We start from the raw sequence: 14505 nt of genomic DNA, 5'->3' as shown, positions 1-14505 counted from the left end.
GGCGAGAAGCCGGAGGAGATGTACAAGACCCTGATCAAGGGATCCACGCCATGACCGGGCTTCTCGCGCATGACGCGCTGCTCGTGGCGATGGTGGCGGTGCTGTTCGGCGCCATCATCGGAACGCTGGGCATTCGCGGCCGCCGCGCCGATTGGGTGCAGATCGCCTTCGGTGCGGTCTACGCGAACTTCGCGCTCGTCACGGTGGCCACGCTGGCCATGATCTACGCGCTGGTCACGCACGACTTCTCGGTGTCGTACGTGGCGCAGGTGGGCAGCCGCGAGACGCCGCTGTTCTACACGGTCATCTCGCTCTGGGGCGCGCTCGAAGGGTCGATCCTGTTCTGGGCCTGGGTGCTGGGCGCCTATTCGGCGGCGGTGGTCTGGTTCAACCGCAAGCGGTCGGGCAATCTGGTGCCGTGGGCCGCGGTGACGTTGATGTTCGTGGCCCTGTTCTTCGGCATCCTGCTGGCCGGGCCGGCCAATCCGTTCCACGCGGTGTTCCCGGTGCCGCCCGACGGACCGGGCCCCAATCCGCTGCTCCAGAACCACATCCTGATGGCGGTCCATCCGCCCCTGCTCTATCTGGGGTACGTGGGGATGTCGGTGCCGTTCGCGTTCGCGATGGGCGCGATGTTGTCCGGCGAGGTGATGTCGGACGACTGGATCCGGATCACGCGGCCCTGGCTCCTGGTGTCGTGGGGTTTCCTGTCGGCGGCGATCATCGCCGGCATGTGGTGGTCATACGAAGTGCTCGGCTGGGGCGGCTACTGGGCGTGGGATCCCGTGGAGAACGCCTCGTTCCTGCCGTGGCTCACGGCCACGGCCTTCCTCCACTCGGCCATGGTGCAGGAGCGGCGCGGGATGCTGCGCCTCTGGAACCTGAACCTGATGGTGGGCACGTTCGTCCTCACTATTCTCGGCACGTTCCTCACGCGCTCGGGCATCCTGTCGTCGGTGCACGCGTTCACCACCGGAACCATCGGCTACTACTTCCTGGTGTTCATCGCCATCGTGCTGGTGGTGGGGCTGATGATGGTGGCGGGCAACTCCGATCGCCTGCGCACCACGGGCCGCTTCGAATCGGCCGCGTCGCGCGAGACGGTGTTCCTGCTCAACAACCTGTTCCTCACGGCGTTCATGTTCACGGTGCTCATCGGCACGCTGTTCCCGCTCGTCGCCGAGGCGCTGCGCGGGCTCAAGGTCACGGTGGGCGAGCCGTTCTTCGACAAGATGACGATGCCGTTCGTCGTGTCGCTGCTGTTCCTGGTGGGCGTGGGACCGGCGCTGCCGTGGGGGATCGCGACCCGGCAACAGCTCAAGGCCAAGCTCCTGCCGCCGATCGGCGCGGCGGTGGTGATGGCCGCCGTGGCGTTGGTCAGCGGCGCGCGCAATGTGTACGCCGTGCTGGCGTTCGCGTTCGTGGGCTATTCGGCGTTCGCCAACGTGCGCGAGTACTGGATCGGCATGAAGGCGCGCCACGCGGCGCACGGCGAGGACTGGTTCACCGCCCTGCGGCGATTGGTGGGCGGAAACCGCCGGCGCTACGGCGGCTACGTGGCCCACCTGGGGGTGCTCATCGTGGCCCTCGGCATCGCGGCGTCGCAGTCGTTCCGCTCGGAGCGCGAAGCCACGCTCAAGCCGGGCGAGACGCTCACCGTGTCGGGCCACACGGCCCGGCTCAAGGAAGTGTGGGGGCGCCAGGAGCCGCAGCGCGCCGTGATCGGCGCGACCATGGAAGTGCTGGACCACGGCAAGGTGGTGGCCACGGCCGACCCGCGCATGAACTTCTATCCCACGCAGTCGGCGCCGGTGCCCACGCCGCAGGTGATCAGCTCGATCAGCGGCGACCTGTATTTCAATCTGATGGCGTTCGATCAGAACGGCTCGCACGCCACCGTCAAACTCATCGTGCAGCCGCTGGTCCCGTGGATCTGGTTCGGCGGCGGCGTGGTGGTCCTGGGCGCGATCATCGGCGTGTTCCCCCGGCGTCGGCGGCGCACCGCGCCGGCCGCGGTGCGGCAACCCGTGCCCCCGGTGATCCTTCCCATTCCGCGTGAGGGGGAAGCATGAACTGGAAGCGAGCGGCGATCGCGTCGCTCACCGCCGTGCCGGTGATCGCGCTGTTCGCCTGGGGATTCGGCAAGGATCCCAACAACATTCCGTCACCCCTGCCGGGCCGCATGGCGCCCGACTTCTCGCTGCCCGTGTTCGCGCCGGGCCAGCCGCCGATGGCGCTGCCGGTGGGCGACACGGTGCGGCTCTCGCAACTGCGGGGCCAGGTGGTGGTGCTCAACTTCTGGGCCTCGTGGTGCCTGTCGTGCCGCGACGAGCACCGCACGCTGAGCGCATTCGCGCGGCGCTACGCCGGGCGTCCGGTGCACTTCCTCGGCGTGCTCTACAACGACTTTCCGGCGCCGGCCATCAGTTGGATCCAGGAAATGGGCGGCCAGGAGTATCCGTCGGTCAACGATGCCAATGCCCACACGGCCATCAACTACGGGCTGTATGGAGTGCCCGAGACGTACTTCATCGACGGATCGGGGCGCGTAGCGTTCAAGCAGACAGGCCCGGTCACGGACGAGATCCTCACGCGTGAAGTGGACTCGCTGATCGCGGCCCTGCCGGCGTCGGCCGCGCCCCCGGCGGCCGCCCCGGCCGCCAAGCCCGGTCCTACGGGGGCCACGCCATGAAGCGCTTCGCCGCATTCGCGCTCTGCGCGGGCGTGCTCTGCGCCACGCCGCCGCTGCCCGCGCAGCAGGTGCCGGTGGACACGACCACCACCGCGGCCCCCCTGCCCAGCCCCGCCGATTCGGCGCTCGAAGCGCAGACCGCCGCGGTGGCTTCCCAGTTGCGCTGCCCCATCTGCCAGGGGGAGTCGCTGCAGGATTCGCCGGCCGAGCTGGCGCAGCAGATGCGCGGCGTGGTCAAGGAACAGCTGCGGTCGGGGAAGACGCCGGCCCAGGTGAAGGCGTACTTCGTATCCAAGTACGGCGAGTGGATCCTGCTCGACCCCAAGCCGCACGGCTTCAACCTGGTGCTGTACGCCATGCCGTTCGTGCTCCTGCTGGGCGGACTCGGCGTGATCGTATACGCAGTGAAGAAGTGGACGAAGCCGTCTCCCGCCGCGTGACTAGCGCGCGGTGAGCCGGGCCGCGCGCGGCCGCGCGCTCCATCACGCACGAGAACGGGCGGCGTCGAGATCTCTCTCGACGCCGCCCGTGGTGCGATCGGGGGGGATCGCTACAACGTCGAGCGTCCGAGCCGGAGCAGTCCCGGCCGGTAGCTGAAGGAGAAGGTGAAGTACCGCGCGTTGTAGTTCTGGAAGTTGTTGGCCAGGAAGAAGAACTTGCCGGTGGCCGGCACGAGCGTGGCCGTCTCGTAGTTGCTCTGGCTGTACAGCTCGCCCTGGTAGCGCATCGTCACCGCCCAGTCGGGGGCGAAGTGGTAGCGCACGAAGACGTTCATGGGCTGCAGGTTCTGCGTGACCACGGGGAAGTTCACCGCCGTGGCCGCGGTGTTCTGGGCGGCGGTGCCGCCGGTGGGCGTCTGTGGATTGTACGCCCCCATCAGGAAGTGCGACTTGGACGCTTCGAAGGTGCCGCCGGCTTCCCACTGATCGGGCACCAGCACGGCGGTGAACCCCACCGAGGCGGTGGTGCTCACGTCCTGGTTGTCGCCCACATAGATGTACGAGGGGTTGTAGAGCAGGGTGCTGGAGCCGGTGCGATACTGCCCCTGCATGTGATCGAAGTAGGTCTCACGCGTGTAGCCGGCATTCATCGTGAACTGCGCGTTGGGCGTCCATTCCACGTCGCCGCCGGCCATGGCGCTGTTGTCGCTCTGCACGCCGAGCACCGAGTTGGGATACGCGTCGTGGCCCACCTCCCAGCTGGCCGAGAAGCTGAGCTGGTCGATGGGGGTCACCTGCGCCATCACGCTGGTGCGCTCGCGGTCGCGGTTGGCTTCGTCGAAGCGCCGGAACAGCGAGTCTTCGGTGGCGTCCATCTGATGATAGCCGTTGTCGCGGCGCCAGCCCTTGGTATACGTGGTGCGCAGGCTGAGCCACGACACGCCGGTGAAGTCGAGGCTGGCGTGGGGCGTGGTCTCGGTGGTGCGGACCACGTTGCGCACCAGGGAGTCGCGTTCCATGCGATTCCATCCGTATCCCACGCTGAGGGCCACGGGCGAGAGCACGCGCCAGGTGGCGCTCAGGTCGGCCGTGGTGCGGGTGAACGGATCGCGGCTGGCGCTGTCGGCGCCGCCCACCGACCGGTCGTTGGTGATCATGATCGGCATGTGCGTGTAGTCCGCGTCGTCGCGGAACCCGTAGCGGTTGAACCGGGCCGATACGTTGAGCGCCCTGAGCGGACGGCTGTACACCGTGCCGTTCACCATCGACGTGCCGGCGTGGGCGCCGAGCGACGGCGGCAAGGTGGACAGCAGCGGATTGACGATGGCGCTGTTGATGGTGGCGGGGAGGAACGCGTCGTTCTGGTGCCACCACGAGTACATGCCGCTCGCCGTGACGCGCGTGTCCATGGGCAGATTGACGCCGCCGGTGACGGTGACCGTGTGCGCCAGGTTGTTGGGCGCGAGCGCCGTACGGCCATTCGCGGCCGCCGCGGCCGCGTCCACCACGGCCTGCGGGTTCGAGGCGGTGACCGAGGTGATGTAGTTCTGGAACACGGAGAGGTTGTACGTCCCCATGAGCTGGAACCGCGTGGTGGCGTAGCTCTCCGTGAGCCGCACGTCGCTCACCGTCTGGTCGATGGGCTCGAGGATCTCGCTCGACGGACCTGACGCTCCGACGTACGCCTGCCCCATGGGGCGGTCGCCCCGCTTCTCGATGCGGGTGAAGTCGGCCTTGAAGTCCCACTGCTGCGACGGCGTCACGCCCACCGAGAGCTTGACCGGATCCCACATCGAACGGATCGGCGACAGATACGGCGCGTTGCGGAAGGCGTTGGAGTCGGGCCGCGGGTTGGGCAGCGTGTACACGCCGGGGCCGGCCTGGGTATACAGCGACCGCCCGTCGGTGGAGAAGGTATGGAGCAGGCGATCCCACTCCAGCCGGGCGTCGAACAGGCCCGCTTGCTTGGCGCGCAGATGCAGGCTCTGATCCAGCTGGCCCACGTTCGCCGCGCTGAGCGAGAAGGTGGGGAGCGTGTCGCCGCGATCGTACTGCAGGAACAGGGCGGGCACGACCACGCCCGCCGGCACGTCTTTGTACTCGACGAACTTGCCGCGTTGCTGCGGCGTGAGGGTCTGCACGAAGCTGCGGTAGCCGACCTCGGCGGCGCCGGTGAGCGGCCCCGCCGGCGCTGCGTGGACGGTGTCCTTGGTGGCGGATCGGGTGGTGTCTTTTGCCGGACGCTGTGCCGCGACGCTGCGCGGCGGCACGAGCGCGGCGACGGCGGTCACGAGAACCGCGGCAACGAATGCTCTGAAGCGCATCGTCTTTCTCCTGTCGCGCATCGCGCTACCTGGTGAAGGCCTTGCCCGAGGGGTGATTCGAGCCATGGATGTTGAAGTGGCAGTTGGAGCACTGGCGGTTGAACACGAACTGGAAGTCCGCCGGCGTGCTCGGATTGCGCGGCTGGATCGGGTGGCCGGTGCCGGCGTGGCACTGCTGGCACAGGCGGGGCCGCGACATGATCAGCATCTTGTCGTGATTGCTGCCGTGCGGATCGTGGCAGTTGGCGCAATTCTCCACCACGGGCTCGTGCTCCCACAGGTAGGGGCCGCGCTTGTCGGCATGGCACGCGTAGCACACCTCGTTGATCGAGCTGGCCACGAGCAGCGATGGGCCGGTGGAGCCGTGCGGATTGTGGCAACTCGTGCACTCCATCTTCGACTGGCCCAGCGGCATGTGCGCGAACTGCGTGAGCTTGGCCTTCTCCCGCTGGTGGCACTGGCCGCAGGTCTCGGTCACGCTCGGCTTCTTGAGGCTCGACCGCTCCGATTCCGTGTGCATCATCGTGTGGCAGTCGGAGCACGCCACGTCGTGCGATTCGTGCGCGCTCCCCTTCCACAGCATGCGCGCCGTCTTCTCGTGGCACTGCAGGCAGGTGGCGTTGCGGTCGGCCACCGATGACGGGTGCTTGCCGTTGAACGTGATCAGGCCGCCGCGCTCGTCGCCGCCCGACTCGGCGTGCTGCTTGGCCGGGCCATGGCAGGTCTCGCACCCCAGCGCTTCGTGGGTATTGCGCGGATGATTCAGGAACAGTTGGCCCTTGGACGTGGCGCCGAACTGCGCCGCTTCCTTGGCGTGGCAGTCGGTGCACGAGGCGCTCCCGGCATATCCGGCCGGCGTCGGATGCGCGGCCGGGGACTGCTGCGCATGCGCCGCCGGCGCCGCGACGGCGAGGGCGAACGCGATCGCCAGCCAACGCGCGAAACGATGGTGTGACATCTCAGGTCCCCTGCCGCCCCGGTGCGGGGCGGCGGTCGGATGGGAGGAAAGGATGGGCGTGGAGAGGAAGGGGGAACGCACCATGGCTCAGTGCGACTTGGCGCCCAGGTCGTGCACGTAGACGGCCACCGCCTGCATCTCGTCCGGCTTCAGCTTGTCCTTGAACGACTTCATGTCCGCGTTCTTGCCGTGCGTGAGGACCTTGACGATCGAGTCCTGCGAGTGCGACGCGATGAATTCGCCGTTGAACGTGGCGATCTTGGGGAACTTCTCCTTCATCGTCTTGGGCGGCGTGCCGATCACGCCGTGGCACTTGCGGCAGTTCTCGTTGTACAGCGCCTTGCCGTCCGGCGCCTGGGCCGGCTGCACCGACGCCGCGGCCACGGTGGTCGTCACGAGGCTGAGAATCAACAATCCGGTTTTCATGGTTTCTCCTGAAGCTTCTTGGGTTCCGGGAACGTGTCGACGAATTGGGGTTGCTTCGTCTCGCCGTGGGGACCGCGGAGCGAAGCCAGGTATTGCGAGATCTCCTCGATCTCCTGATGGCTGAGCGTCGGCGGGCCGAACGCCGGCATCTTGGAATCGGCATGGAACCGCGACGGATCTTCGAGGAAGCTGTGCATCCAGCTCGCCGAGTGGATCAGCCCCACGGCGGTGAGATCCGGCGCGTCGGGAACGTCGGCGCTCTTCGTCGGCGTCGAGACGCCGGCCACCGCGTGACAGCTCCCGCACTGCTGCGCCTTGAACAGCGCGCGTCCGGCGCGCTCCACCGACGTCAGCGCGCGGCCCACCTCGGGCGCCACCGGCGGCGGCTCGTCGCGCACCGACGCGCCGATCAGGAACGCCGACGCGCCGAGCACGCCGAACAACGCGATGCGCGCCACCGGACGCACCGCCAGGGCACGGCGGCTGCGCCGGTCGAAGAACGGCAGCATCACCAGTACCAGCACGATCAACGCCGGCAGGCCGGCCGCCACGGCCGCTTCCATGGAGCCGGGCACGAGCTTGAGCAGCTGGTAGAACGGCAGGAAGTACCACTCGGGACGCGGCACGTACGCCGTGTCGGCGGGATCGGCCGGCGGCTCGAGCCCCGCGCCCTTGAAGTGCGCCAGCAGCACGAGCACCAGGATCACCGCGGTGGCGACGATGATGTCCTTGGCGATGATGTTCGGCCAGAACGGCACGCCCGCGCCTTTCGACTTCGCGTACTGCTCATGGTAGTACGCCGGGTACGCGGGATCATCGGTGCGCGCCGGGGCGCCCTCCTCGAGCACCCGCGTCCGCGGCGCGATGCCCTGCCGCACGACGAGCGAGAGGTGCAGCAGCACGATCCCCACCAGCAGCACCGGAAGCACCAGCACGTGGATCGCGTAGAACCGGGCCAGCGTGGCCGCCCCCAACTGCGCCCCGCCCCGCAGCAACTTCACCAGCGTCCCGCCGATGATCGGCGTGGTGCCGGCGATGTTCGTGCCCACCTGCGTGGCCCAGTAGGCCTTCTGGTCCCACGGCAGCAGGTAGCCCGTGAATCCGAATCCCATCACCACGAAGAACAGGCCCACGCCGAGCACCCAGTTGATCTCGCGCGGGTACTTGTACGAGCCCATCGTGAACACGCGGATCATGTGCGCCATGACGAGAACCACCATGGCCGAGGCGCCCCAGTGGTGGAGTCCGCGCACCATCGCGCCGCTGAGCACGTGATTCTGGATGAACTGGATGCTGTCGTACGCGTGGTCGGGCGACGGCGAATAGGACATCGCGAGCACGATGCCCGTGACCACCTGCACGGTGAACACGGCGAGCGTGGCGCTGCCCAGCGTGTGCCACCAGGTGAGCCCGCCCGGCATCTTGCGGTCGAGCAGCGTGCGCCGGATGCCGGCGATGTCCACGCGCTCGTCGAGCCAATGAAGCATGCGCTGCATGGCGTCAGGCCTCGATCTTGTCGGGGACGCCAAGCCGGAAGTCGGAGTACTGCACGTACACCGCGCTGTCCCGGATCTGCACCGGCAGCTCGTCGAGCGGGCGCGGCGGCGGCCCCGCCAGTACCGCCCCCGTCTTCACGTCGAACTGCCCGTGATGGCAGGGACAGAAGAAGGCCGTCCGCTCCTTGTCGTACACGTAGCTGCACCCGAGATGCGTGCAGTGCCCGTTGTAGGCCTTGAACTTCTCCCCGTCGTCGGTATACAGCCACACGCCGTTGAGGGCGCGCGTCTCCACCCACGCATCCTGCAGCGTCTGCACGAAGTTCACGCGCACCGGCACCCCGACGTCGAGCAGCGCGATGTCGTCGGCCACCTTCACCCACGCATCGTTCTTCCGGCGGGCAAGCGTGGGCGACGCGAACGCGCGGAGCACGGGAAACCCTACCATGACGGCGCTGATCGCGGCGCCAAAGCCGCTCACGCGCCGCAGAAACTTGCGGCGCCCCAGCGGCGCGCCTTCGACTGGTTCGTCTGAAGAGTCTTTCGAATTCGCGGACAAGATGACCACCCCATCGAGTTGGAAAACGGACGCATCAGGGCCACGTCCCACCCGGGTGCATGGGCAAGACTGGTTCCGCAAATCACGTAGGCGACCAACCCATTGCCGTGTGAGGAGTTATGGCAGGGATCTTCCCGGAAACCCCCGACACGACTTGGGGGAATTGCCCCTCCATCGCCGGTTTGCTCGCCTCTAGCATGGGGCAACTGCCCCAGCCGCCGGGATGCGCATTTTCGCCAACCCGTTGTGGGCCAGCGCCTTGGCGTGGTCGCGGGGCGCGGCGCTGCTCTTGCCTAGAGGGGTGGCAGCGAAGCACGGCGCAATTTCCGGAGTGGGCATGGCGGTGTGGCGGCAGTTGGCGGCAAAAACACGGGAGCTCGGGCGCCAACGCGGCGGCCGGCTGAGTCGGCGCCTGCTCGTGTGGTTCCTCCTGTTCTCGCTGGTGCCACTCCTGGCCACGAACGCCGTCGGTTATCAGCGATCGAAAGCGATTCTCGAGCAGTTGGTGGACCGATACCTCTCCGCGGTGGCTCAGGTGCAGGTCCAGCACGTGCGCGATCGCATCGACCATCACCTCCTGCTCCTGCAGGCGATCGTGGCCGGCAATCAGTTCCTGGCGGCCGGCGCCCTGCGTTTCGAGGGCCGGCCCGCCGGCGAGATGGGATCGGTGGCCACGCCCGCCGCCCTCCAGGAATTCCTGCGGCGCAAACACGAGGAACTGCTGGCGTTCGACGCCATCGATCTGTTCACGCCCGACGGCCGCGTGATCGCTGCAGCGGGCGATCCGCAACTGATCATCACGAAGCCGCCCGCCGACGAGCGCCGGGGCTCGCTCTGGACCTCCCTGCGCCGCGGCGTGCACGGATCCGAGCCGGAGTTCGAACTGGCGGTGCCGGTGACGACGCACGACGGCCAGATGGTGGCGTTCCTCGGCGCCTCGGTATCCCTTGCCGAGGCCAGGGAGTTCCTGCAGGTGCCCGAGCACGTGGCCGGCCATGTGGAGAGCTTCATCGTGGACTCGGCGGGACGTCCGCTGTTCGTGTCGCATCCGCATGCGCCGGTGAACTACGCGGTGCCGCTGGCCACGCCGCTGCTCGGCGAGGCGCCGGCCTCGATCATGATGTATCCCGACCGCCAGGGCGTGCAGGTGATCGGCACCATTCTCGAGATCCCCGGCTACCCCTGGCGCTATGTGGCCGAGGTGCCGGAGGCGGAGGCGTTCGGCGATCTGCGCAAGCTGGGGTGGCTGTCGTTGATTCTCGAGACGGTGTTCGTGGCCGTGCTGGTGGCCGCGGCTTGGGTGGTGGCGTGGGACATCGTGGCGCCGCTGGGACGCCTGGTGAGCGCCACGCGACGCGTGGGGCAGGGCGATCTCGGCGTGCGCGTGGCGATTCCGCAGCGCAACGAGCTCGGCGAGCTGGGCCACGCGTTCAACGACATGACGGCGGCGCTGGCCGATACGACGGCGCGCGTAGAGGAGTTGCACCGGCGCGAGATCGAACGAGCCTCACAGCTGGCCACCGTGGGCGAACTGGCCAGCGGGGTGGCGCACGAGATCCGCAACCCGGTGGTGGGCGTGTCGAACGGGCTCGACCTGGTGCGGCGGCGCGTGGGCGCCGATCCCGTGCTCGAACCGATCATCGACGAGATGGGACGCCAGCTCACGCGCATTCAACAGACGCTGCAGGAGCTGCTGGCGTTCGCGCGCCCGGCCACGCCCATGCTGGCGCCGCTCAACGCCAACGATCTCGTGGAGCGCGCCATCCGGCTGGCCCAGCCGGCGGCGGCGCGGTCGTCCGTGCACTTCGAGCGCCATCTCGATCCGGCGCTCCCGCGGATGCTGGCCGACGAGGAGATGCTGCACCAGGCGTTGGTGAACGTCATCATGAACGCCCTGCAGGCCACCCCCGCCGGCGGCACGGTGACCGTGACCACGCGGCATACCGACGAGGCGATCGAGATCGAGATCGCCGACACCGGGTGCGGCATCGCCGCCGAGAATCTCGCCTTCGTCTTCCGCCCCTTCTTCACCACGCGTCACACGGGCACCGGACTCGGACTCCCGATCACGCGCGAGATCATCCAGCGTCACGGCGGCCGGGTGAGTCTCACCAGCCGCGTGAACGCCGGCACCACGATCACTCTCTGGCTTCCGATCCGACACCGCGACGCGCCGGCCGCGCGGCGAGAGGACTTCACGGTATGAACAAACCACGCGTGGTCATCTGCGACGACGAGATGCTGATTCGGCTGTGGCTCTCGGAACATCTCGCCGACGCCGGCATGCGCACCGAGGCGGTGGGCGACGGCGCGAGCCTGATGGAGGCACTGGAGCGCGAGCCCGCCGATCTCGTGCTGCTCGACCTGCGCCTGCCCGACGGCTCGGGCATGGATTTCCTGGCGCGCGCCAAGAAGCTCGACCCCACGCTGCCCGTGATCATGATGACCGCCTACGGCGAGATCGAGACGGCGGTGGCCGCCGTGCGGGCCGGCGCGCACCACTTTCTCGAGAAGCCCATCGCCCTGCCCGAGCTCGTGCTGCTCATCCAGCAGGCCCTCGAAGCGCGGCAGCTGCGCGTGGACGCCGACCGGTATCGCGAAGGCTGCCGCTGGCAGTTCGCCGACGTGACGCTCATCGGGCGATCGCCGGCCATGCGGCGCATCGCCGATCTGATCACGCGCGTGGCCGCCAAGGGGAGCACCGTGAACGTGCTCATCCGCGGGGAGAGCGGCACGGGCAAGGGACTGGTGGCGCGGGCCATCCACGCCCGCGGGCCGCGCCGCGCGCAGCCGTTCATGAGCGTGAACTGCACGTCCCTCCCCGATCAGCTCGTGGAGAGCGAGCTGTTCGGGCACGAGGCCGGCGCCTACACCGATGCCCGCGAGATGAAGCGCGGCCTGGTGGAGATCGCGAACAAGGGCACGATCTTCCTCGACGAGATCGGCGACATGCCCAAGCCGCTGCAGGCCAAGCTGCTCCACTTCCTGGAGACGCACGAGTTCCGCCGCGTCGGCGGCGTGCGCAATCTCGAAGTGGACGTGCACGTGATCACGGCCACCAACCGCGACCTCGAGGAAGCGGTGGCCAAGGGCGACTTCCGCGAGGACCTGTTCTACCGGCTGAACGTGCTGCCGGTGACGATCCCCCCGCTGCGCGAGCGACCCGAGGATGTGGCGCCGTTGGCCGCGCACTTCGTGGAGATGCTGTGCCGCGAGCTGGGACAGCCGGTGCGGGAGATCACGCCCGAGGCGGTGCAGGCGATGGAGCGCTATTCATGGCCCGGCAACGCGCGCGAACTGGAGAACGTGCTCGAGCGCGTGCTGCTGCTCGAGGACTCGCCGACCGTGGAACTGGCGCAACTCCCGCCGGAGTTTCATGGCCTGGCGCCGCAACGCGGCCGGTCGTTCGTGCTGCCGGTGGGCGGATTCAAGCTCGACGAGATCGAGCGGGAGTTCATCAGCCAGGCCCTCGACCGCGCCGACGGGAACAAGACGCGCGCGGCGCGCCTGCTCGGCCTGTCCAGGGATACGCTGCGATACCGGCTGGAGAAATACGGCATCCGGTAACCGTCCGTCCCTCCTACGGTCCTACCGTCTCCGCCAACACGCGGATGAACTCCGGCTTCGCATTCGGGAGTTCCGTGCGGTACAGCGTCATGCCCAGCTCGCGGGCCTTGTCCTTGGCCTCGATGTCGATGTCGTAGAGCACCTCCAGATGGTCGCTCACGAACCCGATCGGCACCTGCAGCACGTTCCGCACGCCTTCGGCCTTGAGCGTATCCAGATAATCCAGGATGTCGGGCCCGATCCACGGCTCCCCGGTGCCGCCGGCGCTCTGCCAGGCGCGGCGGAACCCCGGGAGCCCCGCCGCCATGGCCACCAGCTCGGCGCTCTCCTGCAGCTGGGCCTCATACGGGTCGTTCCAGGTGCGGATGCGCTCCGGCAGGCTGTGCGCCGTGAACACCACCGTCACGCCGGCACGGTCGGCGGCCGCGAATTGCGTCAGCCCCTGCCGCACCAGCCCCGCCATGAACGCCATGAACGACGGCCGCTCGTACCAGTGATCCACGAAGCGCAACGCGAACGGATTGCCCAGCTCGGCCATCTTCTCGTCCACCGCCTTGCGGTACCCGCCGATGCTCATCCGCGAATAATGCGGCGCCAGCACCAGCGCCGTCACCTGGCGGATGCCGTCGTCATACATGGTCTGCACCGCCTCGGCCACGTACGGATGCCAGTGCTTCATGCCCATGTACACCGGCTGCGGGTTGCCGGCGGCGGCGAGCTCCGCCGCCAGTCCCACGCGAACGGCTTCGGTGAGCGCCAGCAGCGGCGTGGCGCCGCCTATCCGCTCGTAGCGCGCCCGGAGGTTGGCCACCGATTCGGGCGACGGGGTGCGCCCGCCACGAATGTGCGTGAAGTACGGCTCCACATCTTCCAGCCGCTCCGGCGTGCCGTACGCCATGAGCAGCACCGCGCGCTTGTCACTCCCCATCTCACCGCCCTCCAGCCGTTGCGAATGATGCCGCCGGCGCCGGCGACAGGACGCGCGCGCGCACCGTCGCGATGGCCTGCTCGATGGCGGCCACGGGCGTCTGCGGCAGCAGGCCGTGCCCGAGGTTGAAGATGTGCCCCGGCCGGCCGCCCGCGCGGTCGAGCACGTCGTTCACCTCGCGCTCGATCACGTTCCCCGCACCAAGCAGGACCGCGGGGTCCAGGTTCCCCTGGATGCCCTTGTCGTACCCGATCACGGCCCACGCCCGGTCCAGCGGAATGCGCCAGTCGGCGCCCAGGATCGACGCCCCATCGGTCGTCATCGCGTCGAGCAAGGTGGCGGTGTTGACGCCGAAATGGATGAGCGGCGCGCCCAGCGGCGCCAGCTCGGCAAAGATCCGCCGCGTGTAGGGCTGCACGTAGCGCACGTAGTCGTTGCGCGACAGCGCGCCCACCCAGCTGTCGAACAGCTGCAGGACGTCCACGCCGGCGGCCCGCTGCGCCCGCAGGAACACGATCACCATGTCGGTGAGGCGGGTCATGAGCTCGTGCCAGATCTCGGGCGCCGCATACATCATCGTCTTGGCGCGCAGGAACTCCCGCGACGCCTTGCCTTCGATGAGGTACGCCGCGAGGGTGAACGGCGCGCCGGCAAAGCCGATGAGCGGGGTGCGATCGCCGAGTTCGGCCTTCAGCATCCGGATCGTCGTCAGCACGTACGGCAGATCCACCTCGGGCACCAACGGCCGCAGCGTGTCCACGTCCCGGGCCGTGCGGATGGGCGCGTGGATCACCGGGCCCACTCCGTCCACGATGTCCAGCGGCACGCCGGCCCCGACGAGCGGGTGCATGATGTCGGCGAACAGGATGGCGGCGTCCACCCCCAACCGCCGCACGGGCTGCAGCGTCACTTCGGTGCACTCGTCCGGCCGCTGGCAGATCTCGAGCAGTGAATACTTCTCGCGCACGGCGCGGTACTCGGGCAGCACGCGCCCCGCCTGGCGCATGAACCAGACCGGCGTGCGCTCCACCGGCTGATGGCGGGCGGCGCGCATGAACAGCGTGGACTCGATCGTCACGTCGTACTCCGGAATTCGGATGGAAAGCGCGCCGCCA

At 68.4% G+C, this 14505-nt stretch carries 12 protein-coding genes; 5 read left to right on the top strand and 7 right to left on the bottom strand.

Annotated elements, in window-relative coordinates; all coding sequences use genetic code 11:
• Window positions 1–50: 50 nt before the first annotated feature.
• The 3 genes from VNE60_06405 to VNE60_06395 are packed head-to-tail and all read left to right on the top strand — an operon-like array spanning window position 51 to window position 3132.
• On the top strand, window positions 51–2072 hold the full coding sequence (locus VNE60_06405; protein HVB31145.1) for a heme lyase CcmF/NrfE family subunit: 2022 nt from the start codon (window positions 51–53) through the stop codon (window positions 2070–2072).
• The gene (locus VNE60_06400) at window positions 2069–2692 is read left to right on the top strand and encodes a redoxin domain-containing protein (GenBank protein HVB31144.1); all 624 of its coding nucleotides are present in this window, start codon (window positions 2069–2071) and stop codon (window positions 2690–2692) included. The genes VNE60_06405 and VNE60_06400 overlap by 4 nt, the downstream gene beginning before the upstream one ends.
• A complete protein-coding gene (locus VNE60_06395) occupies window positions 2689–3132 on the top strand; it encodes a cytochrome c-type biogenesis protein (GenBank protein ID HVB31143.1) in 444 nt (147 codons plus the stop codon). The genes VNE60_06400 and VNE60_06395 overlap by 4 nt, the downstream gene beginning before the upstream one ends.
• Window positions 3133–3242: 110 nt before the next feature.
• Here the strand turns inward: VNE60_06395 and VNE60_06390 are convergent, their stop codons facing one another.
• From VNE60_06390 to VNE60_06370, 5 genes are all read right to left on the bottom strand, one after another.
• Window positions 3243–5456 carry an MtrB/PioB family outer membrane beta-barrel protein gene (locus VNE60_06390; GenBank protein HVB31142.1) on the bottom strand — a complete coding sequence of 738 codons (2214 nt, stop codon included), beginning with the start codon at window positions 5454–5456 and terminating at the stop codon, window positions 3243–3245.
• A 25-nt stretch (window positions 5457–5481) separates the two neighbouring features.
• Window positions 5482–6414, bottom strand: a complete 933-nt coding sequence (locus VNE60_06385) for a DmsE family decaheme c-type cytochrome (protein HVB31141.1) — start codon at window positions 6412–6414, stop codon at window positions 5482–5484.
• A gap of 87 nt (window positions 6415–6501) precedes the next feature.
• Window positions 6502–6840, bottom strand: coding sequence for a cytochrome c (locus tag VNE60_06380; GenBank protein HVB31140.1), 339 nt, complete (start codon window positions 6838–6840; stop codon window positions 6502–6504).
• Window positions 6837–8336, bottom strand: a complete 1500-nt coding sequence (locus VNE60_06375; protein HVB31139.1) for a cytochrome b N-terminal domain-containing protein — start codon at window positions 8334–8336, stop codon at window positions 6837–6839. Before VNE60_06375 ends, VNE60_06380 begins: the two co-directional genes overlap by 4 nt.
• A 4-nt stretch (window positions 8337–8340) precedes the next feature.
• The gene (locus VNE60_06370; protein ID HVB31138.1) at window positions 8341–8784 is read right to left on the bottom strand and encodes a Rieske (2Fe-2S) protein; all 444 of its coding nucleotides are present in this window, start codon (window positions 8782–8784) and stop codon (window positions 8341–8343) included.
• 448 nt (window positions 8785–9232) lie between these two features.
• Here VNE60_06370 and VNE60_06365 point away from each other — a divergent pair, with 448 nt between their 5' ends.
• On the top strand, window positions 9233–11101 hold the full coding sequence (locus tag VNE60_06365; GenBank protein ID HVB31137.1) for an ATP-binding protein: 1869 nt from the start codon (window positions 9233–9235) through the stop codon (window positions 11099–11101).
• Window positions 11098–12462, top strand: a complete 1365-nt coding sequence (locus VNE60_06360) for a sigma-54 dependent transcriptional regulator (GenBank protein ID HVB31136.1) — start codon at window positions 11098–11100, stop codon at window positions 12460–12462. Before VNE60_06365 ends, VNE60_06360 begins: the two co-directional genes overlap by 4 nt.
• 13 nt (window positions 12463–12475) lie before the next feature.
• Here VNE60_06360 and hemH read toward each other — a convergent pair whose 3' ends face one another.
• A complete protein-coding gene (gene hemH / locus VNE60_06355) occupies window positions 12476–13390 on the bottom strand; it encodes a ferrochelatase (GenBank protein ID HVB31135.1) in 915 nt (304 codons plus the stop codon).
• A 1-nt stretch (window position 13391) separates the two neighbouring features.
• On the bottom strand, window positions 13392–14505 hold a 1114-nt coding region (gene hemE / locus VNE60_06350; protein ID HVB31134.1), incomplete at its 5' end, for a uroporphyrinogen decarboxylase.

The organism is Gemmatimonadaceae bacterium (genome assembly GCA_035533755.1).
GTDB lineage: Bacteria > Gemmatimonadota > Gemmatimonadetes > Gemmatimonadales > Gemmatimonadaceae > JAGWRI01.
Note: the sequence above shows the minus strand (reverse complement) of the source record. Positions and strands in the feature narration are given on the sequence as shown.

Excerpts from the sequence above, each read along its gene's own strand:
- VNE60_06405 (HVB31145.1), top strand. The coding sequence starts at position 51 with ATGACCGGGCTTCTCGCGCATGACGCGCTGCTCGTGGCGATGGTGGCG.
- VNE60_06400 (HVB31144.1), top strand. The coding sequence starts at position 2,069 with ATGAACTGGAAGCGAGCGGCGATCGCGTCGCTCACCGCCGTGCCGGTG.
- VNE60_06395 (HVB31143.1), top strand. The coding sequence starts at position 2,689 with ATGAAGCGCTTCGCCGCATTCGCGCTCTGCGCGGGCGTGCTCTGCGCC.
- VNE60_06390 (HVB31142.1), bottom strand. The coding sequence starts at position 5,456 with ATGCGCTTCAGAGCATTCGTTGCCGCGGTTCTCGTGACCGCCGTCGCC.
- VNE60_06385 (HVB31141.1), bottom strand. The coding sequence starts at position 6,414 with ATGTCACACCATCGTTTCGCGCGTTGGCTGGCGATCGCGTTCGCCCTC.
- VNE60_06380 (HVB31140.1), bottom strand. The coding sequence starts at position 6,840 with ATGAAAACCGGATTGTTGATTCTCAGCCTCGTGACGACCACCGTGGCC.
- VNE60_06375 (HVB31139.1), bottom strand. The coding sequence starts at position 8,336 with ATGCAGCGCATGCTTCATTGGCTCGACGAGCGCGTGGACATCGCCGGC.
- VNE60_06370 (HVB31138.1), bottom strand. The coding sequence starts at position 8,784 with ATGGTAGGGTTTCCCGTGCTCCGCGCGTTCGCGTCGCCCACGCTTGCC.
- VNE60_06365 (HVB31137.1), top strand. The coding sequence starts at position 9,233 with ATGGCGGTGTGGCGGCAGTTGGCGGCAAAAACACGGGAGCTCGGGCGC.
- VNE60_06360 (HVB31136.1), top strand. The coding sequence starts at position 11,098 with ATGAACAAACCACGCGTGGTCATCTGCGACGACGAGATGCTGATTCGG.
- hemH (HVB31135.1), bottom strand. The coding sequence starts at position 13,390 with ATGGGGAGTGACAAGCGCGCGGTGCTGCTCATGGCGTACGGCACGCCG.